The 24,106-nt window shown below is 65.7% G+C and carries 19 protein-coding genes; 4 read left to right on the top strand and 15 right to left on the bottom strand.

What is annotated here, in order from left to right:
* Positions 1–245: 245 nt before the first annotated feature.
* The gene (locus V5F61_RS00980) at positions 246–1,418 is read left to right on the top strand and encodes a helix-turn-helix transcriptional regulator (protein ID WP_393987008.1); all 1,173 of its coding nucleotides are present in this window, start codon (positions 246–248) and stop codon (positions 1,416–1,418) included.
* Between the two features lie 118 nt (positions 1,419–1,536).
* The gene (gene scpB / locus V5F61_RS00975) at positions 1,537–2,349 is read left to right on the top strand and encodes a methylmalonyl-CoA decarboxylase (protein WP_393987007.1); all 813 of its coding nucleotides are present in this window, start codon (positions 1,537–1,539) and stop codon (positions 2,347–2,349) included.
* Between the two features lie 258 nt (positions 2,350–2,607).
* On the opposite strand, the gene V5F61_RS00970 is transcribed toward scpB, so the two are convergent.
* The 3 genes from V5F61_RS00970 to V5F61_RS00960 form a co-directional block, all read right to left on the bottom strand.
* On the bottom strand, positions 2,608–5,217 hold the full coding sequence (locus tag V5F61_RS00970) for an arylsulfatase (protein WP_393987006.1): 2,610 nt from the start codon (positions 5,215–5,217) through the stop codon (positions 2,608–2,610).
* 1,321 nt (positions 5,218–6,538) lie between these two features.
* The gene (locus V5F61_RS00965) at positions 6,539–7,351 is read right to left on the bottom strand and encodes a DUF1217 domain-containing protein (protein WP_393987005.1); all 813 of its coding nucleotides are present in this window, start codon (positions 7,349–7,351) and stop codon (positions 6,539–6,541) included.
* A 156-nt stretch (positions 7,352–7,507) separates the two neighbouring features.
* On the bottom strand, positions 7,508–8,296 hold the full coding sequence (locus V5F61_RS00960; RefSeq protein WP_393987004.1) for a response regulator: 789 nt from the start codon (positions 8,294–8,296) through the stop codon (positions 7,508–7,510).
* A gap of 675 nt (positions 8,297–8,971) precedes the next feature.
* On the opposite strand from V5F61_RS00960, the gene V5F61_RS00955 reads away from it, so the two are divergent.
* Positions 8,972–11,047, top strand: coding sequence for an ATP-binding protein (locus V5F61_RS00955; protein ID WP_393987003.1), 2,076 nt, complete (start codon positions 8,972–8,974; stop codon positions 11,045–11,047).
* 464 nt (positions 11,048–11,511) lie between these two features.
* Here the strand turns inward: V5F61_RS00955 and V5F61_RS00950 are convergent, their stop codons facing one another.
* The gene (locus tag V5F61_RS00950) at positions 11,512–12,183 is read right to left on the bottom strand and encodes a response regulator transcription factor (protein ID WP_393987002.1); all 672 of its coding nucleotides are present in this window, start codon (positions 12,181–12,183) and stop codon (positions 11,512–11,514) included.
* A 642-nt stretch (positions 12,184–12,825) separates the two neighbouring features.
* Positions 12,826–13,212: a response regulator gene (locus V5F61_RS00945; RefSeq protein ID WP_393987001.1), complete on the bottom strand. Its 387-nt coding sequence runs from the start codon at positions 13,210–13,212 to the stop codon at positions 12,826–12,828.
* 181 nt (positions 13,213–13,393) lie between these two features.
* Between V5F61_RS00945 and V5F61_RS00940 the strand changes: the two genes are divergently transcribed.
* Positions 13,394–14,098 (top strand): protein phosphatase CheZ, encoded by a 705-nt coding sequence (locus tag V5F61_RS00940; protein WP_393987000.1) that lies wholly within the window; start codon positions 13,394–13,396, stop codon positions 14,096–14,098.
* A gap of 215 nt (positions 14,099–14,313) precedes the next feature.
* Here the strand turns inward: V5F61_RS00940 and V5F61_RS00935 are convergent, their stop codons facing one another.
* The 10 genes from V5F61_RS00935 to V5F61_RS00890 all read right to left on the bottom strand — a co-directional run bounded on the left by V5F61_RS00935 (position 14,314) and on the right by V5F61_RS00890 (position 24,100).
* Complete coding sequence (locus V5F61_RS00935; RefSeq protein ID WP_393986999.1) at positions 14,314–15,177, bottom strand: CheR family methyltransferase; 864 nt, start codon at positions 15,175–15,177, stop codon at positions 14,314–14,316.
* On the bottom strand, positions 15,174–16,316 hold the full coding sequence (locus tag V5F61_RS00930) for a protein-glutamate methylesterase/protein-glutamine glutaminase (protein ID WP_393987124.1): 1,143 nt from the start codon (positions 16,314–16,316) through the stop codon (positions 15,174–15,176). Before V5F61_RS00930 ends, V5F61_RS00935 begins: the two co-directional genes overlap by 4 nt.
* Before the next feature lie 53 nt (positions 16,317–16,369).
* Complete coding sequence (locus V5F61_RS00925) at positions 16,370–16,750, bottom strand: response regulator (protein WP_393986998.1); 381 nt, start codon at positions 16,748–16,750, stop codon at positions 16,370–16,372.
* A 178-nt stretch (positions 16,751–16,928) separates the two neighbouring features.
* Complete coding sequence (locus tag V5F61_RS00920; protein ID WP_393986997.1) at positions 16,929–17,420, bottom strand: chemotaxis protein CheW; 492 nt, start codon at positions 17,418–17,420, stop codon at positions 16,929–16,931.
* Positions 17,417–20,395 (bottom strand): hybrid sensor histidine kinase/response regulator, encoded by a 2,979-nt coding sequence (locus tag V5F61_RS00915; protein ID WP_393986996.1) that lies wholly within the window; start codon positions 20,393–20,395, stop codon positions 17,417–17,419. Before V5F61_RS00915 ends, V5F61_RS00920 begins: the two co-directional genes overlap by 4 nt.
* Positions 20,396–20,494: 99 nt before the next feature.
* The gene (locus tag V5F61_RS00910; RefSeq protein WP_393986995.1) at positions 20,495–22,171 is read right to left on the bottom strand and encodes a methyl-accepting chemotaxis protein; all 1,677 of its coding nucleotides are present in this window, start codon (positions 22,169–22,171) and stop codon (positions 20,495–20,497) included.
* Between the two features lie 33 nt (positions 22,172–22,204).
* Positions 22,205–22,699 (bottom strand): hypothetical protein, encoded by a 495-nt coding sequence (locus tag V5F61_RS00905; RefSeq protein ID WP_393986994.1) that lies wholly within the window; start codon positions 22,697–22,699, stop codon positions 22,205–22,207.
* Positions 22,696–23,079 carry a hypothetical protein gene (locus V5F61_RS00900; RefSeq protein WP_393986993.1) on the bottom strand — a complete coding sequence of 128 codons (384 nt, stop codon included), beginning with the start codon at positions 23,077–23,079 and terminating at the stop codon, positions 22,696–22,698. Before V5F61_RS00900 ends, V5F61_RS00905 begins: the two co-directional genes overlap by 4 nt.
* Entirely contained in the window at positions 23,076–23,651 is a 576-nt protein-coding gene (locus V5F61_RS00895; RefSeq protein ID WP_393986992.1) for a rod-binding protein, read from the bottom strand. Before V5F61_RS00895 ends, V5F61_RS00900 begins: the two co-directional genes overlap by 4 nt.
* A 50-nt stretch (positions 23,652–23,701) precedes the next feature.
* Complete coding sequence (locus V5F61_RS00890) at positions 23,702–24,100, bottom strand: hypothetical protein (RefSeq protein WP_393986991.1); 399 nt, start codon at positions 24,098–24,100, stop codon at positions 23,702–23,704.
* Between the last annotated feature and the right edge of the window lie 6 nt (positions 24,101–24,106).

The following is a 24,106-nucleotide window of genomic DNA, read 5'->3' as shown; positions in this document are numbered from 1 at the left end:
CATCTCAATCCTGACATCGCCGCGATGCGGCAAGTGACGGGGCGTCCTGCACCTTTCTCCGCTTAATGCGTCTCCTGTGTCGCACGGAAAGCGCTGCCGCGTCATATCCCAAACAAGATATTCCACTGCATGACTGCACCGTCAACGCACTTGAACTGTGCAGTTCGAGGCCGTTATACACGGCGACATGCGCAATGCGCGCGTCTGCGCCTCCTTTGCTGATCCTCATTGAGCGAGTGTAAGTCTTGCTGAAATTCAGTGACGTGGTCTACCGCATCTACGAGGCCACCCTCAGCCCGGAGCATTGGTCGAAGGCGATGGACGCTGTCGCGGCCCTTTCGGGCTCCGAAGGGGCCTTCGTCTGCGCGAAGAGCGCCACCGGCCGATGGGAGGTCGACGCCCACTCGCCGCGGCTTGCGGAGTTCATCGCCATCTCCCGGAGCGAGCAATGGTGGCAGCAGAATCCTTGGCTCGACCGCTCGGTTGAGGTGGCCTACCGGGTCGGCGACGTCTATTGCGACCATGATGTCATCGCCGACAGCGAGATGGCCGCCTCCCCCTACTACACCGAGTTTCTGCCGCGGGTGGGCCTCGGCTGGCAGATGGCAGCGGCCATCCAGTCCGATCTCGGCGTGCCCACCGCGCTGGTGGTACAGCGCGCCAAGGCGAAGGGGCCCTACGCCTCTCCCGAGATGGACACGCTGCGCCTGCTCTCGCGCCATGTGGAGCAATCACTGCGCATCTCCTCGCGCTTCACCGGCGTCAAGGCGGAGTTGGGCTCCACCACCGCCGCGTTCGACAGCATGGACCGCGCCGCCTTCGTGCTCGACCAGGAGCAGCGGCCGCTGCTCATCAACCGCCCGGCCCAGAACCTGATCGGGCGCTACTTCACCCATGACGACGGGCGCCTCGCGCCGGCCCAGCGCCACGAGCAGGATGCCTTCGGCGCGGCCGTGCAGAACGCCCACGCCACCGCGCCGGACGACAGCGCCACCCCCCAGCCCACCACGGTCTCCGCCCAGGACGGCTCCTCGCGGCTGGTGGTTTGGACCCTGCCCGTGGTCGGCGCCTCGGCGGACCATCTCGGCCTCCAGGACCCGCCCGCCGCCCCAGACCGGGACCCGGCGCCCGGAAAGGCCGGCGCCAAGGCCCATGTGCTGGTGCTGGCACAGCCGCTGGAGCAGGATCGCGTCATCGATCCCGCCGTGCTGCGCAACGCCTTTAACCTCACGCTGGGGGAGGCCCGGCTGGGCGCCCTGCTCGGCGCCGGCCAAAGCCTGAAGGAGGCCGCCTCCACCCTCGGCATCACCGAGGGCACGGCGCGCGTGGTGCTGAAGCGCGTGTTCCAGAAGCTGGGGGTGAGCCGGCAGGCGGAGCTGGTCTCCAAGCTCGTCCTGTTCGCCCGCCACGCCGCCTGAGCCCCGGCGCGGGCAGCGGCGCAACGCCGCGCGGCGGGCACGCGTCTCCTGAACGCAACGGGAAGATGATAGGCACCCCGCGGGGCATTCCATAGCGGAGGCCCGCAGGAGTGGTGGCATGAGCGTTTCCCCGCAGCAGAAGACCACGCCGGCCCCTCTCGTCGGCTGCCGCAGCGAGGGCCAGGTGGGCACCCTCACCCTCGACAACCCCGCCAAATGCAACGCGCTGAGCCGCGAGCTGACGGAAGGGCTCCTCGCCGCGCTCGACACGTTCCGCGCGCAGGGCGTGCGGGTGGTGGTGCTGCGCGCCGCACCCGGCGCGAAGGTGTGGTCCGCCGGGCACGACATCCGCGAGCTGCCGCTCGGCCAAGAGGACCCCCTCTCCTATCGCGACCCACTGGAACGGGTGCTGCGCGCGGTGCGCACCTATCCGGGCGCGGTGATCGCCATGGTGCAGGGGGCGGTGTGGGGCGGCGCGTTCGACCTCGTCCTCTCCTGTGACATGATCATCGCCGACGAAAGCTCCACCTTCGCCATCACCCCAGCCAACCTCAGCCTGCCCTACAACACCACCGGCCTGCTGCACTTCCTCCACCGGGTGCCGGTCAACCTCATCAAGGAGATGTTCTTCTCCGCCCAGCCGCTGGCTGCGGATGCGGCCGAGCGCTGGGGCATCATCAACCGGCTCGTTCCCGCCGCAGAAATCGAGGCACAGACCTTCGCACTCGCCGCGCTCATCGCCTCCAAGGCGCCGCTCGCCATCGCCGTGGTGAAGGAGCAGCTGCGCGTGCTCACCGACGACCAGCCGGTGCCCGCCCAGGTGTTCGAGCGCATCCAGGACATGCGCCGGCAGGTGTTCGAAAGCGCCGACTACAAGGAGGGGATCAGCGCCTTCCTGGAGAAGCGCAAACCCCTGTTCCGGGGGGTGTGAGCCCCTCGGCTCAGCGCGCCCGACGCACACCGAGCCGACGCCCCGGCCCTGAAACGTCCGGCATCATCCGGGAGAGGCGGGCAGCGCCGGAGCGGTCAAGGCGCTCCCGGCGGCCAGCCGCCCGCGACTTCCGCTACGGCAGACGGCCGCGAGGAACAGCAAGGCGCGGCACCGGCATCCGCCCTGACCGGAGCCGATGCCGCGCCCGCCGCCCCGGCCGGAGCGGGTCCGCCGCCCGCGCGCCGGCCCGAAGCCCGATCAGCGTGCGCAGCCCTCGATGAACTTGATCCGGTCGAGCAGCTCGAGGTTCTTCGCGAGTGCCTGTTCGCGGCACGCCTTGAGCTTTTCGAGGCGGCCCGCCACCGGGCTGATGCCGCCCGCCGCGTTCACGCCGGCCTCTCCCGACGCCGGCCCATCCGCGGCCTTGGCCTTGGCATCGCGCAGCCGGGCGATATCCGCGGGCGTCAGCTCGGGATGGTCGATGGCAAGGGTGATCCGGCCGATCCGACCGGTGAAGGCGAAGGGCACCTGATAGTCGGCGTCGTCCACCGGCGTGCCGGTGTCGGAGCCCACGTCGAGATTCTCGTCCCAGGCCAGGATGAGGGGGATGGTGTGCTCCATCTTCTGTGTCGCCACCACCTTGCCGTCAACGCTCAGCGTGCCGGTGCCGCCACGGCCGAGGCCGCTGGTGGAGCCGTAGGCCAGGGTGCCCGCGCCGAGGCCGTCATACCTGAAGTCGAACACCAGCGTGTGCCGGCCCGGCGAGAGCGGCTCGACGCCCTGCCACTTCACGCGCTTCAGGTCCACGAGGTTCCAGGTGAAGGTCGGCTTTCCCTTCAGCAGGTAAAAGCCATAGCCCGCGAAGCGCCCGCCCTGGGTGATGAGCATGCCATCGCCACCGCCCACCGGCAGCTCCACCTCGGCGGTGAAGGTGTAGGAGGTGTTCAGCACCGAGGGCGCGTCGCCATTGGGCGTGCCGACCAGCGGCGCAGTCCATGTGAAGACGCTCCGCCCGGCGGTGACGCTGGGCCGGGGCGTGATGAGGCGGGTGGTGACGCTCGAGTCGAGCGGCAGCACCTGGTATCTGCGCGCCTCCTCCCAGAACAGGGCGGCCATCTCCTTCACCTTTTCCGGGTTGCGCTCCGCCACGTCCTCATACTGGGTCCAGTCGTCCGTGATGTTGTAGAGCTCCCACGGATACTTGGTGGGATCGAACAACAGCGCGCCCTGCGTCACCCACGGCGGCCGCATGACCTTGGTGGAGAGCATCCAGCCATCGTGATAGAGCGCGTGATCCCCCATCATCTCGAAATACTGGGTGACATGGCGCGAGGGCGCGTTCGTATGCGCCGGATCGAAGGTGTAGAGCATGCTCACGCCTTCGATAGGCTTCTGGCGAATACCGTCCACCTCCTCCGGCGCCACGATGCCGGCCGCTTCCAGCACCGTGGGCACGATATCGATGACGTGGTGGAACTGGGTGCGGATACCGCCCTTGTCGGTGATGACCCTGGGCCAGGAGATGGCCACGCCCTGTCGTGTGCCACCGAAGTGCGAGGCCACCTGCTTGGTCCAGGCAAACGGCGTATCGAACGCCCAGGTCCAGCCCACGGCCATGTGGTTGTAGGTCCTGTCGGAGCCCCACGCGTCATAGAAATACTTGAGCTGCTCCTCCACCGGCACATCCACGCCATTGAACATGGCGACCTCGTTCGGCGTGCCGATCAGCGTGCCTTCGGCGCTGGAACCGTTGTCGCCACTGATGTAGATGATGAGCGTATTGTCGAGCTGGCCGGCGTCTTCGACCGCCTGGATGACTCGGCCAATCTCATGGTCCGTGTACATCAGGTAGGCCGCGTACACCTCCACCTGCCGCTTGAACATCTTCTTTTCGTCGTCCGAGAGCTGCTCCCAGCGCTTCAGCAGGTCATCGGGCCAGGACGTGAGCCGCGCGTTCGCCGGGATCACGCCCAGCCCCTTCTGGTTCTCGAAGATCTGCTCGCGCAGCGCGTTCCAGCCTTTGTCGAACAGGTGCAGGCTGGAGGCCTTCTCGATCCAATCGGGCGTGGGGTGGTGCGGCGCATGGGTGCCGCCCGGCGCGTAATAGAGGAGGAACGGGCGCCCCGGCAGAAGCGTGGTCACCTGGTTGATGTAGCTCACCGCCTCGTCGGCCATGGCCGTGGTCAGGTTCCACCCCGGCTTACCCACGAACGGATAAATATAGGTCGTGTTGCGGGCGAGGTTTCCGGGCTCCCATTGGTTGGTGTCGCCGCCCATGAAGCCATAGAAATACTCGAAGCCCATGCCCATGGGCCACTGGTCGAACGGGCCGGTGGCGAGCGCCTCGAACGCGGGCGTATTGTGGTTCTTGCCGAACCAGGAGGTACGGTAGCCATTGTCGAGCAGGATGCGGCCGATGGTGGCCTTGTCCCTGGTGATGACGCTGTCATACCCCGGAAAGCCGGTTGCCATCTCCGCGATCACGCCGAAGCCGGCTGAATGGTGGTTCCGCCCCGTCAGAAGCGCAGCACGGGTTGGCGAGCATAGGGATGTGGAGTGGAAATTGGTGTAGCGCAGGCCGCTGTTGGCGATGCGGTCGAGGCTGGGGGTGGGGATGACGCCGCCGAAGGTGGAGGGGGCGCCGAAGCCTACGTCATCGGTCATGATGAGCAGCACGTTGGGCGCGCCCTGCGGCGGCACGATGCGTGCCGGCCAGAACGGCTTCGAATCCTGCGCCAGATCCCGTATGACGCCGCCGAAGGGCTGCGGCGGGGCCGGCAGTTGCCGCCCGTCGATCACCACGGCCGAATCCGGCGCACCGGGCGTTCCATCGACTTGTTGAGCAAGTATCGGCCCACTAGAGAGCATTATTCCTCCAAGGGCCAGCGTCAATGCTGTCGCGCGGAACATCACCCGCCTCCTCGGCTTAAGAGGTAGGAATATAGGTAATACCCTGAACGCGTTCCGCGCCGCACTTCAGAATTGCGACGCGCGGACAAAATGGGCAGACAGGCTCAGAGCTATACACACATAACGCATCAAGACGGCGAAAGATTGAAATTTTCGGTCTTGCTTCAAATTCTCATGAAATTTATTTATTTCAAAGAATAGGTACCCTGCCCTTCTTCCAGCCATCATTGTGCAACTGGACCTGAGCTTGAAGGATGCCCCCGGATGGCACTTGGCTCCGGCGTGGAGACCTGCCTCGAGACACGCGCGCCATTGCCCGCGCCGCTCCGGCCACAGGGCTGCGCGGAGCCTTCTTGAGCACCCGCCGCCGCGGCCCGTGGCTCGGCCACGGGAATGACCGCCGCGCGGCCGGCGCCGTTCGAGCGCAACGAAAAGGCGCGCAGCGACCCTGAGCGCGACGCCGCGCGAGGATGTAGCGACCCAGTCCTGCTTTTCGCGCGGCGCCACCTTCCGCCTGTGACGCATGGGCTCGGATGACGCCCTCGACGACAGGCCCCATGACCGGCACCTCGGCCGGCGCTACGACCTCGCGTCGTGGTCACGGCCGCATGTCCACGGCTCGGCCCCACCGGCGGGCGGGCGCAGGCGCGCCCTGTGTCGCCGCCCGCCACATACGAGGCCGCGCGCGCCGTTTCTCCCCCATCAAGGGGCCAAATGGCCCTCGATCAGGAAAGAGCTGCGTGAGCCCGGACGGGACATGACGGCGCCCCCTGCCTAGGGCGAACGCGGCTGAACACCAACACCTCGCCGTACGAAGCCGGAGCGGATGGCGAGCGACACCGACAGCCTCGCGGCACCAGCCAGCCCCCTGCGCCCAGCCTACCGCCGAAGCAAGAGCTGGCGCGGCGCGAACCCCAGGGCCATGCGGGGGCATGTATCGCATCCCGGTCGGCGGCAAGCGGAGCCACATCGAGCACATCAACGATGGGCGCACTTCACAGGCGCCAGCGCCCCTTCGGCCTGAAGGCCAGTCAGCCAAACGGATACCGAGGCGCCGCGCCATACGACGGCGGGCGTGCTCAATCACGCTTTCCAGCGTTCCCTTCAAACCGCCATTTCAAATTGGGCGCCAGCGTGGACGCGAGGCACAGGAGCAAGGTGAGGCAGGAGCATTGAGCCCGATGCCAATAACCGCTCGACCCGCGCGCAGCGAAGGCGCGAACAACCCCTTGGGCAGCGCGCACGAAGCGCACCGCCACCTCTCGCTCCGCCAAAAGCGCTAGACGAAGAGCGCGAGCGTGCCATCCGCACTGCTGTTGCTGGAACCACCGCCGAACAGCGTGAGAATGGGATCCGTGCCCACGTTCTCCGTCGCGTCCCAGATGGCCGTGAAGCGCTGCAGAAGCTTATCCACCTTCGTGGCGTCCTGCAGGTCCGTGATGTCCATCTTCGATTCGACCACCGACTTCTGCGTATCGGTATCCATGCTGCCGAGCGACGCCGGCAGGCCATAGACGGTGGAGATCACCTTCCACATGGCACTGTCGCCGAGCAGGCCGTAGGCGCTCGAAATGGAAGACGCATTGCGCTTGAAGTAGAGCGCCAGCTGCACGCCCTGGTCGCTCTGACCAAGCTCGGTTTCCATCGACTGCTGCAGGTAGGCATTCACCACGGTCTCAGTCGAGGCGCCGGTGGTGGTGCTGGTGTCCGTGGTGCCACTGCCGGTCGTGGTGTCGGTCGTCGTGGTACTGTCCGCATTCAGATTCGCGAACGCTTTCGCGAAATTGGTAAAACGGTTGTCGGCGAGCTTATTGGCGAAGCTGGTCTTGTCCGTGGTATCGCTGGTCAGCACCTTGGTCATGAACGCCTTGGCGTAGGCCATGTCGCTGAGGCCATAAGCCGTCATCGCATAGTTGAACAGGCGGTAGTTGCTGACGAGATCGTCGACCGTCTTCACATTGCCGATATTGGCTTCGTAATACGCCGTCTCGGTCTTTGTCTGCCCATCGGCGGCCTGGACCTCCAGGGCCTTGGCGCTGTTGTTCGCGTAGTAATTATAGGTCGCGAACGTGGATCCGAGATAGATGGCCATGGCGAAACACCGTCCAGCTTCGAGGTCGATCGTCTCGCGCCTGAAACGTCAGAATCTGACATCGGCCACGACGGAACGAACCGTTGGCGGAGCATAGACCAGTACCACCAAGGGTTCAAGGCGAACGCCGCGGCGCGGCAGGCCCGGCAGCCGATTTCAATCGAGCTTGAGACCGATGCGCTCCGCCTGACGCTGCACGAAGGTGTCCATGCGCTCGCGGCCAAGCGGCGTCAGCCGCACGACGATACGTCGCTTGTCGCGCGCGTCGGGCATCTTGTCCACCAGTCCTGCCTCCCGCAGGTCGTCGATCCGCCGCAGCGCCGTGGTGGTGGGGGCGCCGGAGGCGATGCACAGGCTGGTGACTGAGATCGAGCGGTTGCTGACCTCCGCCACTGCGAGGTCCAGCATCATCTCCCAGGCGGGATCGGAAAACAGGTTGGCATCGAAGATCGCCGCGCGGTCGCTGCGCGCCGCCACCAGCGCCCGCAGATAGTCTCCCCGATCGACCGCGCCGGGCGCCTCTGCGTCCACCTGCGCACGGGCGCCGTCCACCACGGCGAAGGCACGGCCGATGGCGCTTGCCACCTCCTCCGCGCTCACCGGCTTCTGCAGGAAATCCACGGCCTGCAGGCGCAGCGCGCCCACGGCCCGGTCGAGAGAAGCGTGACCCGTCACCACGATGGCGGCGATGCGCCGCCGGCGCCGGCGCCGGCGCAGCGCGAGCTTCTGCAGCAGTTCGATGCCGTCGATGCGCGGAAGCTGAAGATCGGTCACCACCACCTGGATGCTCTCGTGCTCCTGCACCAGCCCCAGCGCCTCCGCAGCCGTCCGCGCGGTCAGCGCGGGAATGCCGATCACCTCCAGGCCATCCTGCAGCTCGATCAGGAGATCGGGATCATCATCCACCAGCAACACACGAGGGCCGCCCTGCCCCTGCCCGTCCATTCCGCACTCCCCAAGCGCCCCCCGGGGCGTCCCATCATGAAGCGTCGTCCGGCGGGCACCGCCCCGAGCCCGAGCGGGCGAGCGCAAACGAACGCGACCTCATGCTTCCGATGAAAATGAACGCCCCCGATAAAACCCACGTCTGCCACGGCATTGACGCCCTCCGCAACCGCCTTGGCATCCACTCGGGCCCACGAAGCTGCAAGTGCGGCGAAATTGCAGCTAGCGCCCACGATGTCTACGCGCGATTGAACAACCACAAGGCGAAACGATGAAAAATACGCCTGCACGATGCGAATCGCGCTGTTTCTCTTTCCGCGACGTCCATCAATGCTTCACCATGTGCGAAGAGCAGATCGAGGCACGACCAATCCGGTAGCACCAGCGCCACGGAGGCTCGGGGCGGGCGCACCGCGCGGCTGCAGCGCGGCGGCATTCTTGACATTTCCACTGCCATTGCCGCCAATTCCCAAAAAACAAGGCGGGGCGCTTGCGATATCGGTGGGAGAGCGGGCTGCTTGCTGACTGCTGAAGACGAGCCGGGCTGTCTCGATGCGCGCACTGGAACTCCAGGCTTCACGCCCCCTTCCGCTGGCGCGAGACGCGCAAGCATGAGAAGGCCGTGCCCCACTCTCCTCCGCTGGGCCCGGGTTGTGCGCGGGAATGCGGGCGCGCATGGCTGCTGAGCCGCGCCCCACACGCACCACGAGCGGACCAGTCACACTTCTGCTGGCGGCGTTCCTGGTCGTCATGGCCTGCCTGCCCTTCCTGGCGACACTCGGCCTGTATGCCATGTACAGCCGCCAGATCACCCAGCAGCAGGAGGTCAATGCCAGGAAGGTCGCGGAGCTGCTGCTGAAGAACTTCGAGCAGACGGTGGACGCGGCGGATGCGCTGCTGCTCAACTTCGCCAGCGCCTTCGACAGCGAATGGACTCCCGAACAGATCCAGCATTCCCTGAACACCTTCAGCCTGCCGCACTCCATCGTGCAGCTCGCCGTGGTGGGGCGGAACGGGATCATGATCGCCCGCGATGCCGGTGGCGCGGGCCCCGTTGTGGATCTCACGGATCGTGAGCATATTCGCGTCCACGCCGAGCGCGGCGCGCCCGCCGGCGGGCTCTTCATCAGCAAGCCGGTGCTCGACCGCGGCACCCAGCAATGGACCGTCCACATCACGCGCCCTCTGACGGATATGGAGGGGCATTTCTTTGGGATGGTGGCGGCTTCATACGCGGTCACGGATTTCGTCGACTTCTACAAAAGCCTGCGAACCGACGACGACATGCTGATCAGCCTTGTCGGCTTCGACGGCGTCATCCGCGCCCGCGCGGCGAAGCACACCTCCTTCGGGGATGACGTCTCCCGCAGCCCTGCCTTCCGGCGGGCCGTGGAAAACAAGCAGTCCGCCTACGAATTCACCAGCACGCTTGATGGTGTCGCGCGCGTCGGCTCCATGGTCCGGTCAGATCGCTACCCATTCTACGTCACGGTCGCCTATTCCCTCGCGTTCGTTCGCGCGCACACGAGCGAGTTCAGGGCGGCGATTCTCGGCACCGGCGCAGCGCTCGGCATCGTCCTGCTGCTGCTTGGGCTCCTCGCCAGCCGGCATCTGCGCATCCGCAAGCGCCTCGAGGCCCGCGAAATGGAAGCGGTCGCGCGCCGCCGTGAAACCGAGATGCTGGACGCCATCAGCCGCGTGCCGGGGGTGAGCGTCCTGCACCTCACGGCCGCCGGGCCTGTTGCCATCGGCACACCGGGAGATGCCCGACTGGCCCGGATGATGACCTCCTACCTCGCCAGCGCGCGCTTTCAGGCCCTTGCCGGCGCGATCACGACGCCGGTTGTTCACTCCGAGCAGCTGGCCGAGGGTGCCGAGGCGCTGGAGGTGGAAATGGTGATCGCCCCCCTCCGGACCACCGCAGCGGAGCGGAGCGGACGCGAGCTCGTCATTTTCGCGGTGGACCAAACCGCGCGCCGGATGGAGGAAAACAAACTCCACCAAGTACTCAAGCTCGCCTCCCTCGGCGAGCTCGCGACCGGCCTCGCCCACGAAATCAATCAGCCCCTCAGCGTCATCCGCCTCGCCGCCTCCAACGCGCTCAATGCGGCCCAGCGCGGGCAACCCGCCCAACAGCTCGTCGCTCGGCTGGAGCGCATCGTCCAGCAGGCAATGCGCATGCGGCGCATTGTCGATCACATGCGGCTGTTCGGGCGCAAAAGTGACTCGCACTTGCAGCCCTGCGCTCCAGCACAAGCCGTTGAAGGTGCGCTTGAGGTGGTGGGCCCTCTCTTCCGCCGCGACGACATCCGCGTGATCACCAACATCGAACCCGATCTGCCTCAGGTGCTGTGCCATCAGGACCAGCTGGAGCAGGTGCTCATCAACTTGCTGCAGAACGCCCGCGACGCAGTGACCGCCACGCCCGGGACCAACAAGGACGACGCTGGATGTATCTGGATCGACGCCAACACCGAGAGCCGCCCCGGCGCCTCGCCCTGTGTGCGCATCGACGTGCGGGACGCGGCCGGAGGCATTTCCCCCGCCATCATCGACCGGATCTTCGAGCCATTCTTCACCACGAAGCCGCCGGGCCAGGGCACCGGGCTCGGGCTCTCCGTCAGCTTCGGCATCATCCGCAACCACGGCGGCAATCTCAGCGCGCGCAACGATGATGAGGGCGCCGTCTTCTCCATCCGCCTGCCGGCCTGCGCACAGACCTCGGACCAGCGCCGGGCGGCGGGCGCGTGAAGACACAAGCGAAGGCGAACGCGCATGCAGGCTGCCTCGCAGGCCTGCAGCGATATCCGCGCCTTTGCGCGCGCCCATCGCTCTCGACTGTTGACTCCCAACCGCGCACGCGCGCGAACCGAAACGACGAGGGCATGCCTCGATCCATCGGCGACGCGACGCATGCCGCCGCGCGCAAGGGCCGAGATGCCCACCCGCGATCGATCATGTCAGCTGATTGAAAATTACGGAGCAGTGCCTTGCGGCAGCAGGATCATCGCCGAAGGCACTCTGAGCAGAAAGGGCGCGAGCAGCTGGGCCGCTTGGACCGAGATACCTGAAACATCAAGTAGGAACGGCCGACGCCTCAGTAGAACACCCGGACAACGCCGACTGCGGAACCTACTTCACAGCATGCCCGCGCTTCCCCCGCGGCCAGACACAGGGCCGGCCGCGGGAACCTTGGCAGGGAAAGGGGGCTGAACTCAGCCGACGAACTGGTATCCGAGATAGCGCTTCGCGTCGATCACATCATAGCCGAGCTTCAGCCGCAGCTTCTTGCGCAGCTTGCTCATGTGGCCTTCGATCACGCTCTCGTCCACGTCGTCATTAAAGATGCCATAGATGGTGTTGAAGATCTGGGTCTTCGTTACGCGGCGTTTGCTGTTCTTGACGAGGTATTCGAGAATGTGGCGCTCGCGCCGCGGCAAAGCCAGCGGATCGCCATCGATCTCCGGGTCCCGCCCATCGAAGAACACCTTCAGCCGCTCGCATTCCACAGCCTGAGGCTCGCCGGCACGCACCCGGCGCCACACCGCATCCGCGCGCGCCATGATCTCTTTCACGTGCACTGGCTTGCGCACCACGTCATCAATGCCCGCGGTGAACAACTCCAGGGTGTGCGTCAACGACTTGACATCTTCAAGCGCGATAATGGGCGCGCTGGAATAGCTGCGAATGAGGTCCGGATAGCCGACCCAATCGTGCACATCCCCCACCACAAAACTCTCGACCGCGCAAAGATCTTCCTCGCAAGTCGTCAGAATCCAGTCACGAAACTCGTTGTGCGTAAACCCCTGAGAAGCAACCCCCTCGCGCGAAAACGCCCCAACATAGCTTTCGACGACGGACGCTCGCTCGTCCACCACCACGTACATGCCACCCTCCATACTCACGTACGACGCGCTCTGCCCGCTCCCGGCGCTGTGCGCAGAGGGCGGTTCCCCAGAGGCGTCAACGATAAAGGTAGCATATTCGCGATTCCCGCAGCGGCAATCCGCACATATACGTTAACCTGATATTAATAAATCCATACTGGAGTGCATTGCACAAAACTGCTCAGGAAATGGATCGAACGACCGAAAAGCAGGGCCATATTGTTGATCTGAGTCAATGGGGTGGCGCATCTGTGGCTTTAAAAGCCGCCGATTTACCAACTCGACAAGACTTCGATTCCGTGCTGGAAGGCTCGCATCTCAGGCGCCCTCGCAGACGACATGCCCAGCCACTAAGCTGAACGCGCCACGGCACCCATCGCATGACACGGCCTCCTCCGCCATGGCGCTCCAAGGACGCTAAACGGCGCCTTTTGCAGGCTTACCCACGCCCAGCCGGCACAGGCCCGGGGTCCTTAGCGTCTGCTGCCCGCATGTCCCGAGCGCCTTATTCCTGAGCCGCCATCGCCGAAGCACGGCGCGCACATGATCGAAGGCATCCGCACGACAAAATGCGACGCGGCCGCGGCAATTCCCTCAGGGGAAAGCGCGCTTCGCGCCGCCTCCAGAATAGCCCACGCAGGATCAGGCGCCCTCGAACACCGTATCGATCTTGCCCTTCAAGGTCTGGGCATTGAAAGGCTTCACGATATAGTTGTTCACGCCGGCCTTCTTGGCCGCGATCACATTTTCTGACTTCGCCTCGGCGGTGATCATAATGAAGGGGATCTCGCTCAGAGCGTCGTCGCCGCGCACCTGCTTGAGCAGCTCGTATCCCGTCATCGGCTCCATGTTCCAGTCGGAAATCACGAGGCCATACTTGCGTTCCCGCAGCTTGGTCAGGGCCTCGGTGCCGTCGGCCGCCTCGTCCACGTCCTCGAATCCAATCTGCTTCAGGAGATTGCGGATGATGCGTACCATCGTTTTGTAATCGTCAACCACGAGGACCGGCATCGAAAGATCAATCGCCATCTCACACTCCGCAAACGGACAGGCAACTCTTCGCCAGGGGCCGACTTTGCCCTCTCCAAAGTCCTTGTGCAATCAGGAGCTTGCACGAAGCTTGCAGTCCACCGCGCCGGGGGCTTCCGGGGCGACGGCATTCGCCTTATAGAAGCGGGCGGTCCTTAGTGCAGCGTTCCGGGAGAGTCGCATGTCGGGTGCGCGTCGTCCATTCCGCATCGAAACCGCCACAAGTAACGGCAGCGGCGACGCCGACGGGATGAATGCCCTGACGACATTCGACAGTCAGATCAATAGCATCCTGACGCAGCTCGGTGAGGTCCGGGAAGAGATTCGCAAGTTCCAGGAGCGCGATCCTGCCCTCGCCCGCGAGCGCGATCGCAGCGTTCTGTGGTCCGGCATCGAGACGATCCAGGACGCCATTCGCAGTACCCGGCACGAGATCGCGACGATCCATGCGGAGGGCCCCCGCGGCGAGCGCCTCGTCAACGCGACGAGCGAGCTTGAAGCCGTGGTGAACGACACGGAAAGCGCTACGGAGACCATCCTTTCCGCTGCTGAAACCATCGACAACCTGTCGCAAAAGCTGGTGGATCGCCTGTCCGCGGGCGACCTGGAACTCGCGAGCAATATCCAGAACGAGGTGGTGCGCCTGTTCGAGGCCTGCAATTTCCAGGACATCACCGGCCAGCGCATCCGCAAGGTGGTCAAGCTCCTCGTCTTCATTGAGGAGCGCGTGACACGCATGACGGAGATCTGGGGCGGCTCCGAACTGGTGGAGCGCGCCAAGCAGATGGAGCAGCGCGAAGGCGACACCGCACTGCTGAACGGCCCGGCCCTCTCCCACGACACCAATGTCGTCTCTCAGGACGACATCGACAGCCTCTTCAGTTAACGCGCCTCTTTCCACCAGCAGGCTAAGGCGCGCGCCACGGCTGCGAATGTAATAGGCGGCGGAGACACTGATACAGGCGCGCCCCTATCCCTGCGGCCTGCTTCTAAAGCACGTTGCAGAAAACCGGCCCCAAGCTGCGAAAAAGTGCCCTCATTCAGAGGCCTAGAGATCTTTCCGCAAGCCCATTTAGGCGGAAAGATCTCTAAATCCGCAATTCAGATCCGCGCCCCGAACGAAGGTGTCTTCGACGCCTTCTCCGACGTCGACACGTTCGGCACATAGGTGCAGCGGTGCTGCGGCAGAGGCTTAAAGGCATCGCCGACGCCGATCACCGTCTCTGCCGCGCCGAGCACGAGATAGCCATCCGGCGCGAGTGCGCGCGAAAGGCGCGAGAGAATGTCCGCCTTTGTCGGTGGATCGAAATAGATCAGAACGTTCCGGCAAAAGACGATGTCAAAGGTGCCCATGCTGGCGTAGGAATCGAGCAGGTTGAACTTGCGGTACTGCACCATCTTGCGGACGTTTTCTTTTACCTCCCACAGGTCGCCCGCCTTGGTGAAATACTTCATCAACATCTGCACACTCATGCCGCGCTGCACCTCGAACTGGTTGTAGCGCCCCGCGCGAGCCCGTTCGAGCACGTCGTTCGACAGATCGGTGCCGATGATCTCCACCTCGCGACGACCGACAATGCCAGGATTTTCCAACAGCAGGATGGCGAGGGAATAAGGCTCCTGTCCGCTGGAGGCGGCCGCGCACCAGATTCGCAGGCGGTGCCCGGCCGGACGCGCGGCGCAGAGCGTCGGCAGCATGGTGCGTGTAAAATCCTCGAACGGTGCCTTGTCTCGGAAGAAAAGGGTCTCGTTGGTGGTCATCGCCTCCACCACCGCCGAAGCGATGAGGGAAGCGGAGCCATCCTTCAGCACAGCCGCAAGGCGCGCGAAATCCGGAAGATCGAACTTCCGCAGCAGCGGCATCAGGCGACTTTCGAGCAGGTAATGCTTGTCGTCGGTGAGCAGCAGGCCCGATTTCTGCTTCAGGAAGCGCGCGAAAAACTCATAGTCCGATGCGCTGATCACCGCCGTCCCCCCTCCACCAAGCGGATCACCTTGCGGCCGATGCCATCCAGGGGCAAGACCTCGCAGGCGTTTCCGGCCGCGGCGGTGGCGCCGGGCATGCCCCACACCACGCTGGTTTCCTCGTCCTGAACGATCACGCTGCCACCGGCATCCGCCACCACGCCGGAGCCTTTCGCCCCGTCGCTCCCCATTCCCGTCAGCACCACCGCGAGCACGCTCTGCCGGTAGACTGCCGAAATGGCGCCGAACATCGGGTCCACCGCCGGCTTACAGAAATTAACGGGAGGCGCGTCCGAAAGCCGGATAACCGGCCCGCCTGCCGCTTTCTCGACCAGCATGTGCAGCCCGCCCGGCGCCACATAGATGTGACCGGGCAGCACTTGCGCGCCATCCGTTCCTTCCGCCGCCGGCAAGCCCGAGGCGCGGCCGACATGCTCCGCGAGAATCGCCGTGAAGGTGGGCGGCATGTGCTGGGTGATGAACACCGGAATGTGCTTGAGATGGGGACCGATTTCCGTGAACAGCCGGGTGAGCGCCTGCGGCCCCCCAGTGGAGCTGCCCACCGCCAGCACCGTCACCGGCGCCATGGAATAAGGCCTAAGGCGCGTGGGCGCCGCCGTCGAAGAGGTGGAAGACGCAACGGCCGGTGCCGGCGCATCACCGGACGTGGCGCGTGCGGGGCGCGCCACCGGCCGCGGCGCAGATGCCGCCGTGGCCCGCGCCGTATCGCTCGCGCCGCGCCTGCGCAGAGCCTTCGTCCCAAGGCTGCGGACTTTGGCGAGAAGCTCGCGCTTGAAGTCGTCAGCATTGAACATGCCGGCACCGGCCTCGGGCTTCGGCAGGTAGTCCGCGGCACCCAGGGTCAGCGCCTTCAGACTCACCTCCGCTCCCCGCCGCGTGAGGGTGGAAGCCACCACCACCATGGTTCCGGGTCGCTGCTTCAGAATCAGCGGAAGGGCGGTGAGCCCGTCCATCTCGGGCATCTCGAGGTCGAGGATGACCACATCGGGACGGGAGCGCTCGAGGTCATCGACCGCGCGACGCCCGTTGGCATGGGTCGCCACCACTTCGAGCGTGGGATCCTCCGCGAGCCAGCGCGAGACGATGCCCCGCACGAACACGGAATCATCCACCACCATGACCCGGATGGTCGGGCCGGAGGACGGTGTTTCGGGAGCAGAAGAAGCGGGAGTCACAGAAGATCCTTCTCCGCCATCCCCACCGCTTCCAGCTTCTCATGCAGGATGTCGTCGTCGAACGGCTTCATGATGTATTCGTCCGCCCCGGCCTCCAGGGCCTCGGCGATATGGGCCATGTCGTTCAGGCTGGTGCAGAAGATCACCTTCGGGATATCCCCACCTTCGCGCGCCCGGAGCATGCGCAGGAATTGGATCCCACTGACCACGGGCATTTCCCAGTCGAGCAGGATGACGTCCGGCATCGCCTTGGCGCAGGTGTCGATGGCATTCTGGCCGTCCACCGCCTCCTCCACCTGGAACCCGAGACGTTCCAGGATTCGCCGCGCGATCTTTCGCACGAGGCCGGAATCATCCACCACGAGACAGGTCTTCATGCGTGAAGCTCCCCGAGCGTCTTCGAGCGAGAGCGCCCCCACCCGCCGGCGGGAGCACGCGGCGGCCCGCAGGGATCACCCCCGCGGGCTGGACCGAAACCGAAGACAGACAATTATTACCAACTCCTCCGGCCCACGCGCGCCCCTCGCCGGGCACAACGCGGGGCCGCCCGTCACGTCAGTAGCTGGCCGCCAGGGCCGGCCGCACGGTGCCCGCGCCGCGCAGCACGGAATCGACGTTCAGGATCAGCATCAGTTCACCCGAAAGGCGGTGGACGCCAGCGGCGACTGCCGCCCAGCGCGCATCGAGGTTGGAGGGGTTTGGCTCGCGCTTGGCGGAGTCCAGCCCCAGCACCTCGCCCACATTGTCGATCATCAGGCCGAAGGCCTCGCCGTCGTGCTCGATGCCCACGGCCATGCCCTTGCCCTCCGCCGCCGGCAGGCCGAGCAGGGAACGCATGTTCAGCATGGTGACGATGCGCCCGCGCAGATTGAGCACCCCGGCAATGGCGGGCGGCGTCAACGGAACACGGGTGATGGCGTCTGGCGCAAACACCTCGTGCACCATCTGGATGGGGAGTCCGAACAGCTGCGAGGCGATCCGGACCGTGACGTACTGCTGATGGGTGCCCACGGAGGCACCGACCAGGGCTGGAACATGCTCGCTCATGCGGCGGCTCCCTGTCGTCCGGCGAATTCCTTCAGGGCCTCGATGAGGCCGGCACGGTCATAGCGCGCGACATAATCGGTGAAGCCCGCCGCGCGCCCCCGCTCGATGGTGTCCCGGTCGCGGGCCGCGCTGACCGCGATGATGGGCAGGTCGCGGTTGCGCGGGTCGTCGCGCACCGCGGCGGCCAGGGCGAAGCCGTCCATGTCCGGCAGCTCCAGGTCGCTGACGATGGCGTCGAAATCCTGCTCGTCGCTGAGGCGGTCGAGCGCCTCGCGCGCCGAGCTGCAGGTGGTGACATCGTAGCCGTTGCCCTTCAGCACCGGCGCCAGCAGGTCGCGGTGGAACGCGCTGTCGTCCACCAGCAGCAGCTTCGGACGGGTGGTTGCCCGCGTGAGCTGCTCGAACCGCTCGCCGAAGGCCACATTGATGTAGAAGCCCACGTCGAGGATTTCGGTGGCCTGGCCGGCGACCACGGCCGCCCCCAGCACCTCCGGCATGCCGGAAGGCGAGAGCTCCATGTCGAGCGGCGTCTCCACGATGTCCACGATCTCGTCCACCAGGAGGCCCATGACCCGGCCGTCCGCCGAGAACACCAGCATGGGCTGGGTGCCGCTCTTCACGCGTCCCACTTCCTCGTTGGCATAGAGCACAGGGATGAGCGCACCGCGATACTGGATGACCGGATAGCCCTTCACCCGCTCGATGCCCGCCACATCCAGTTCCTCGATGCGGGTGACGAGGCCCAGCGGCACCGCCTTCGGCTCGCGCGAGCCGGCGCGGAACAGCAGCAGCGACGTGCGCTCCTCCACCGCCTTGTGGTGGGTTTCCTCGGTCGCCTTGAGCTCCATCTCGGACGTCTCCGCGCCGCGGGCGGCCGCGCCCTGGGCAAGGCCCGCCGGGTCGACGATCATGATCACACGTCCGTCACCCAGGATGGTGCAGCCGGAAACCATGGGCACCTGCCGCAGGATGGTGGACATGGGCTTCACCACGATCTCCTCCGTGTGGGAGACCGCATCCACCACCACGCCGAAGGTTTCACCGCCCACGCGCAGCACCACGATCAGGGCGTCGGTCCACTGGTCGTTCCGCTTGCTGTCGCCGTCGGTCGCAAGGCCGAGCAGCGAGCCCAGGGCGACGATCGGCAGCAGCTTGTCGCGCAGGCATAGCACCGGCACGTCGTTGAACCAGGTCACGGCGTGATCGGTGCCGGGCTGCACCCGCACCAGCTCCACCACGGCGCTCTGCGGCAAGGCAAAGCGTTCCTCCGCCGCGCGCACGATGAGGGCGGGCACGATAGCCAGCGTCAGCGGGATCTTGATGACGAAGGCGGAGCCCTGCCCAACCTTGGAATGGACCTCGATGGTGCCGCCGATGGCCTCGATGTTGGTGCGCACCACATCCATGCCGACGCCGCGGCCGGACACGCTCGTCACCTTCTCCGCAGTGGAGAAGCCGGCCTGGAAGATGTAGCGGAACGCCTGAACGTCCGTCATCTTCGCGACCTCGGCCTCCGTGGCCAGGCGCTTCTCCACGATCTTGGACTTGATGCGCGCCACGTTGAGGCCGCGCCCATCGTCCGCGATCTCCACGATCACGTGCCCGCCTTCGTGATAGGCGGACAGACGGATCGTGCCCTTCTCGGACTTGCCGGCGGCGCGGCGCTCCTCGGCGCTCTCCAGGCCATGGTCCGCAGAATTGCGCACCATGTGGGTGAGCGGGTCCTTGATCTGGTCAAGCACCTGCCGGTCGAGCTCGGTGTCCGCGCCCACCAGCTCCAGTTCGATATGCTTGCCCAGCTCCTGGCCGAGGTCGCGCACGATACGCGGCAGCTTCTGCCACGCATTGCCGATGGGCTGCATACGCGCGCGCATCACGGCGTCCTGCAGCTCGCCGGTGACGTTAGAGAGGCGCTGCAGAGAAACCTTGTATTCCGAATCACCCTCGCGCCGGGCGATCTCCATCAGCTGGTTCCGGGTCAGCACCAGCTCCGACACCATGGTCATGAGCTGTTCCAGCACGCCGACGCTGACGCGAATGGTCTGGGCGGAAAGGGCGGAGGCATGCGCCTCCTCGGCCCCGGTGGGCACGCCGCTGGGGCGGGGCACTGCACCCTGAGGGGCGGCCGGCGGATGGGCCTCCTTCACGGCGACCGCGCCCGACGCCGAGACCGGCGCGGGCACCGAGGCCGTCCCGGACGGAGCAACGGGTGCGGCGCCCGAACCCTCCGCCTTCGGCTGAGACCCGCCCGCATCGGCTCCCGCCGGCTTGCCCGCGGAAGACTTCGCACCTTCAGCTTTCGGGGCCTCAGACTTCGCCGGCTCGGACGGGGCTTCCTCGGCCTTCGACGCGTCGGCTTTGGACGCCTCGGCCTTAGCGGTTGTGGTGGACTTCGCGGAAGCAGCCGGCTTGGACGCCGCCTTCTTCGTCTTGTCCTTGCCACGCACCGGCACCTCGACCTTCGTCTCCTGGAAGAGACGCTCCAGCTCGTCGAGGGAGATTTCGCCCGGAAGCAGCTCTCGCTCCAGCTGCTGGGGCGCGGCCTCCACCACCGACACCGGCGGCTCCGGCTCGGGTTCCGGCTCCGGAGGAAGCACTTCGGCGCTGGCCATGGCCTCGAGTTCGCCGATCAGATCGGCGTCATTGCCCTCCGGCTCCTGTCCGTTGGCCTCCTCGATGGCGCCCAGCATCCACTTGATGCGATCGATGGTGGCCAGCACGAGGCTCACCGCCTCGGAGGTCACCGGGCGGCCGTCGCGAAACTTGCCCATCAAGGTTTCGGCGGCGTGGGCCAGGGTGGCAAGGCGCGAGAGGCCGATGAAGCCGCAGGTGCCCTTGATGGTGTGCACCAGGCGGAAGATGTTGTTCAGGATTTCCGCATTGTTCGGATCCTGCTCGAACTTGACCAGCTCCACGTCGGCCACGTCGAGACTTTCATTCGTCTCCGTCAGGAACTCCTGCAACAGGTCGTCCATCGCCTCAACTCCGGGAAGACAGGTCGCGCCTGCCCGCTCTTTGCCGGTTTCCCGCGCCGCCCCCCGCGGCGCGGGCCATATTCCCTAGATCCGCGCCGATCAGGCGGCGCGCACTCTCTCGATAAAGGCCGTGACCTGACTGCGCAAATGCGTCGCCTGAGACGAGAGGTCGCTTGCCGCGTTAACGATGTCGCCCGAAGCGCGTCCCGTATCCGCCGCCGCATTGCTCACGCCGGAAATGGACGCGGAAACCTCCTGCGTGCCCTGGGCTGCCTGATGCACGTTCTGCGCGATCTCGCCGGTCGCCGTGCCCTGCTCCTCGATGGCCGCAGCAATGGCGTTCGAGATCTCATCGATCTTGCGGATGGTGCCGCTGATCGCCTCGATGGCGTGGACTACTTCATCGGTGGCGCGCTGGACCTCGCCGATCTGGCCGGAAATTTCCTCGGTCGCCTTGGAGGTCTGCTCCGCGAGGCTCTTGACCTCCTGGGCCACCACGGCGAAGCCGCGGCCGGCATCCCCCGCCCGCGCCGCCTCGATGGTGGCGTTGAGTGCGAGCAGGTTGGTCTGCGAGGCAATGTCGGTGATGAGGTTCACCACCTGGCCAATGCGCCCGGCGCTGGTGGCAAGCCCGCGCACAACTTCCACCGTGCCGTTGGCCTGAGAGGTCGCCTCGCGGGCCACCTTGGCCGAGGTAGTCACCTGGCTGGAAATCTCCCGCACGGAAGCCGCAAGTTCCTCAGCGGCCGAGGCTGCGGTCTGCACATTGCTGGTGGCCTGCTCCGCGGCGGCGGCCACAACTGTGGACTGGCGAGAGGTCTCCTCCGCCGAATCACGCATGGAACCCGCGTTGCGCTCCAGCACGCCCACCGCGTCTGACACCGTGCGGACGACACCGGTCACGGCGCGATCGAACTCCTCAGCCAGCCGATGCATGGTGGCCCGTTTCTCCTCGCCGGAGCGGACGGCGGCCACCTGCTGCTCGCCTCGCAGGGCCTCGGCTGCGCGCAGCTCGTCGCGCAGACGCTCGGTGGAATTCCAGAGATCGCCGATCTCGTCCTTGGAGCGCTTCTGCGCGAGGGCGACGTCGAGGTCGCCGGCAGCGAGGTTCTGGATCGCGGTCGACACCTGCTGAATCGGGCGGCTGAGCTTCAGCGTGCCGATATAGAGGGCGACGCCCACGCCCGCCAGCAGCCCCACCACCGTGAAGGCGAGCAGCATGGTGAGCGTCCAGCGGCGGGTTTGCGCCTGCTCCTCGCGCAGCGGCTCGAGCTGGTTGCGCACCGTCGATGTCACGCGCTCGAGACTCTTCTGGAGCGCGGTGCGAACGGCAACGTTGGCGGCCAGGCCGCCGCCTGCGGTGGCAGCCGCCTGCGGGCCCTCGGCCTGCACCGTACGCATGATGCTCCGGCAGAGGTCCACGAACGCCTGAATGTCGTCGCCAAGCTTCTGCACTTCCCCGATGGCTTCGGGCGGCGTGGCGCCCCTCAGGGCATTGAGGTCATTGCTGAGCTGGGCAAACGTCTTTTCGGCCTCGTTCACGGCCACGCGCATGTCCGCGTCGGACTTGGCGATATAAGTTCCGCGAACGTTCACGGTCGCCATAGCCACATCCTTGCTGAGCCGTTCCGTCAGGAACGCCCGCTGCCACACGGCATCAAGCCGCTCGGCGACGTTGGACACCGCCAGCACCCCGATGATCGACACCACGCAAATGGCCACCGCCGTCACGCCCAGCACCGCGACGATGGAATGGATCTTCCCAGCGATCTTCATCTGCCCCCGCCCCTTTTATTTTATGTCTGCATACTATTTGCGCTGACGCTCCCCATCCGCCGCGCCTGGCGGCGGGCCGCTGCGCAGGTCAGTCTTGTCGACATAATTCAGGGAGTCCACCAACACCTCGCGCACCACATCCCCGTTCAGCCGCGCGTTGGTCGCCTGCCGGATGCGCTCCAACATCTCCGGCAGGTTGTACTTGGACATCTTGCCACTCTCGATGCGACCATTCACATAAATGTCCTGAAACGCCGCGTTCACCGCGAAGATGCTCGGATCCACGGCCATCTTGCGCAAGAGGGTGGCGTCGGCCGTAAACACCAATTTCGCAAGCACATAGCCCTTGACCTGGCCATCGATCACCATCGGCACCGTGATCACCGGGAGACGTCGATATTCGAGCCCGGAGAGATAGGACTCATCCGCCTTGCCATGCTCTGTGCCCGTCACCCAGTAGGCCGCCGCATAGGTCGAAGCCAGCGCCACCACACACACCCACACGCCGATGATGATGAAGCGAATCATGTCCGCTTCTCTCCGTAGCCGAAGGCCGCGGAATAGGTGCCGTCAGACTCCGCCTCGCGCATGGCGCGATCGAGAATGGCCGCGACCTCTTGTGCCGCCGAAAGCTGGACGGACAGGAGATAGCTGTTGCGTTCCAGCTTTTTTTTCAGGCCCACCACGCGGGCTGCAAGCTCAGGATCCCCGCCCGGCGGCACGGCGCGAGCGGCACGGCTGAGCTCCAAAAGACACCGACTCTTGCGGCGATTGACTTCCGCAAGATCAAACGGCGCATGTGCCTCGAATGCGGAAATCTCCTCGTCGAGGGTTTCTTCCAAGTGATCAATGGCACTCAGCAGAGTAGCGATCGCGGGGCTTACCGCATCGCGGGAGGAAACGCTCATGACCCCTCCCCGGTCGTTCCGCCGGACCTGCGGGCGGCGGCGCGGGCGAGGTTGGCAGCGATGCCGATGCCTCCGCCATTGGCGATGGCCTCTCCCATCTTCTCGGTCAGCATGGTCTTCCAAGTCGATCCGGCGGTGCCCTTGCCGAACACACTGCTGGTGGCGGGCATCATCGTGTCGAGGAACTTGGAGAGCACCATCCCCTCGAACTTCTTCAGCGCCGCCGCCTGCGGCTGAGCGGTCGCGAACTGATCCACGGAACGGCCGCTGAGCGCGTGGGCATTGCGCAGCGTCGTCAGGCTGGTTCCGGAAAAGGCGACGCCAGCAGGGATCATGGAGAGGGCGCGCGCGCGCGCCTGCTCGTCGTCGGTCAGCGAGGCACCGTCAGCCTTGTCTGCCACACCGGCATTCGAGGACGCGCCCGAGGTCCCCGTCTTCACCATTGTCGCGCTGAACTCGGCCGCACCGCCGGCAGACAATGCCTGCAGCTTGTTCACGACCTGACGGACCCGCGAGGTGTCCGCGTTCTTCATGACATCGACGACAAGATCGGTGGGCGGGCTGATACCCATGACGGCCGCTCCCGTAAAACCGTGAACTGCTTAATGCTGAAGCCCTATGCTTATGTGAAGCTTGCATCCCGCGGCCGCAGCGCGCTCGTCTCGGCGATCTCGGCGGTGAGACTGCGTTCCTCCGCGGCATGGGCGTCGCGGCGGGCATTCTCCTCCATGTGCTCGGCGCGCTTCACGGCCAGCGCTTCCTCCTTCACCCGCTGCTCCTGCGCCTGCCGGGCAGCCTCCACCTGGTCGACCTGGACCGCCACACGGTTCAGGTGCCGCACCGTATGCTCCAGCAGCAGGGGGCCGAACAGGTCGTCGGCAAGGGTCGCCAGCAGCGAGCGGCGCTGTTCCTCAAGCGACTCACGCTCGCGCGTGACCGCCGCCAGCCGCCACTCCGCCGCGCGCTGGAGCTGCTCGCGCACTGCACGGATCCGCTCGGCCTTCTTCAGACGCTCCTGCATGTTCAC

Origin of the sequence: Xanthobacter sediminis (genome assembly GCF_043195015.1) — a bacterium.
Classification (GTDB): domain Bacteria; phylum Pseudomonadota; class Alphaproteobacteria; order Rhizobiales; family Xanthobacteraceae; genus Xanthobacter.
Note: the sequence above shows the minus strand (reverse complement) of the source record. Positions and strands in the feature narration are given on the sequence as shown.

Coding starts and splice junctions, on each gene's coding strand:
- scpB (WP_393987007.1), top strand. CDS start 1,537: ATGAGCGTTTCCCCGCAGCAGAAGACCACGCCGGCCCCTCTCGTCGGC.
- V5F61_RS00970 (WP_393987006.1), bottom strand. CDS start 5,217: ATGCTCTCTAGTGGGCCGATACTTGCTCAACAAGTCGATGGAACGCCC.
- V5F61_RS00965 (WP_393987005.1), bottom strand. CDS start 7,351: ATGGCCATCTATCTCGGATCCACGTTCGCGACCTATAATTACTACGCG.
- V5F61_RS00960 (WP_393987004.1), bottom strand. CDS start 8,296: ATGGACGGGCAGGGGCAGGGCGGCCCTCGTGTGTTGCTGGTGGATGAT.
- V5F61_RS00955 (WP_393987003.1), top strand. CDS start 8,972: ATGGCTGCTGAGCCGCGCCCCACACGCACCACGAGCGGACCAGTCACA.
- V5F61_RS00950 (WP_393987002.1), bottom strand. CDS start 12,183: ATGTACGTGGTGGTGGACGAGCGAGCGTCCGTCGTCGAAAGCTATGTT.
- V5F61_RS00945 (WP_393987001.1), bottom strand. CDS start 13,212: ATGGCGATTGATCTTTCGATGCCGGTCCTCGTGGTTGACGATTACAAA.
- V5F61_RS00940 (WP_393987000.1), top strand. CDS start 13,394: ATGTCGGGTGCGCGTCGTCCATTCCGCATCGAAACCGCCACAAGTAAC.
- V5F61_RS00930 (WP_393987124.1), bottom strand. CDS start 16,316: ATGGTGGTGGATGATTCCGTGTTCGTGCGGGGCATCGTCTCGCGCTGG.
- V5F61_RS00925 (WP_393986998.1), bottom strand. CDS start 16,750: ATGAAGACCTGTCTCGTGGTGGATGATTCCGGCCTCGTGCGAAAGATC.
- V5F61_RS00920 (WP_393986997.1), bottom strand. CDS start 17,420: ATGAGCGAGCATGTTCCAGCCCTGGTCGGTGCCTCCGTGGGCACCCAT.
- V5F61_RS00915 (WP_393986996.1), bottom strand. CDS start 20,395: ATGGACGACCTGTTGCAGGAGTTCCTGACGGAGACGAATGAAAGTCTC.
- V5F61_RS00910 (WP_393986995.1), bottom strand. CDS start 22,171: ATGAAGATCGCTGGGAAGATCCATTCCATCGTCGCGGTGCTGGGCGTG.
- V5F61_RS00905 (WP_393986994.1), bottom strand. CDS start 22,699: ATGATTCGCTTCATCATCATCGGCGTGTGGGTGTGTGTGGTGGCGCTG.
- V5F61_RS00900 (WP_393986993.1), bottom strand. CDS start 23,079: ATGAGCGTTTCCTCCCGCGATGCGGTAAGCCCCGCGATCGCTACTCTG.
- V5F61_RS00895 (WP_393986992.1), bottom strand. CDS start 23,651: ATGGGTATCAGCCCGCCCACCGATCTTGTCGTCGATGTCATGAAGAAC.
- V5F61_RS00890 (WP_393986991.1), bottom strand. CDS start 24,100: ATGCAGGAGCGTCTGAAGAAGGCCGAGCGGATCCGTGCAGTGCGCGAG.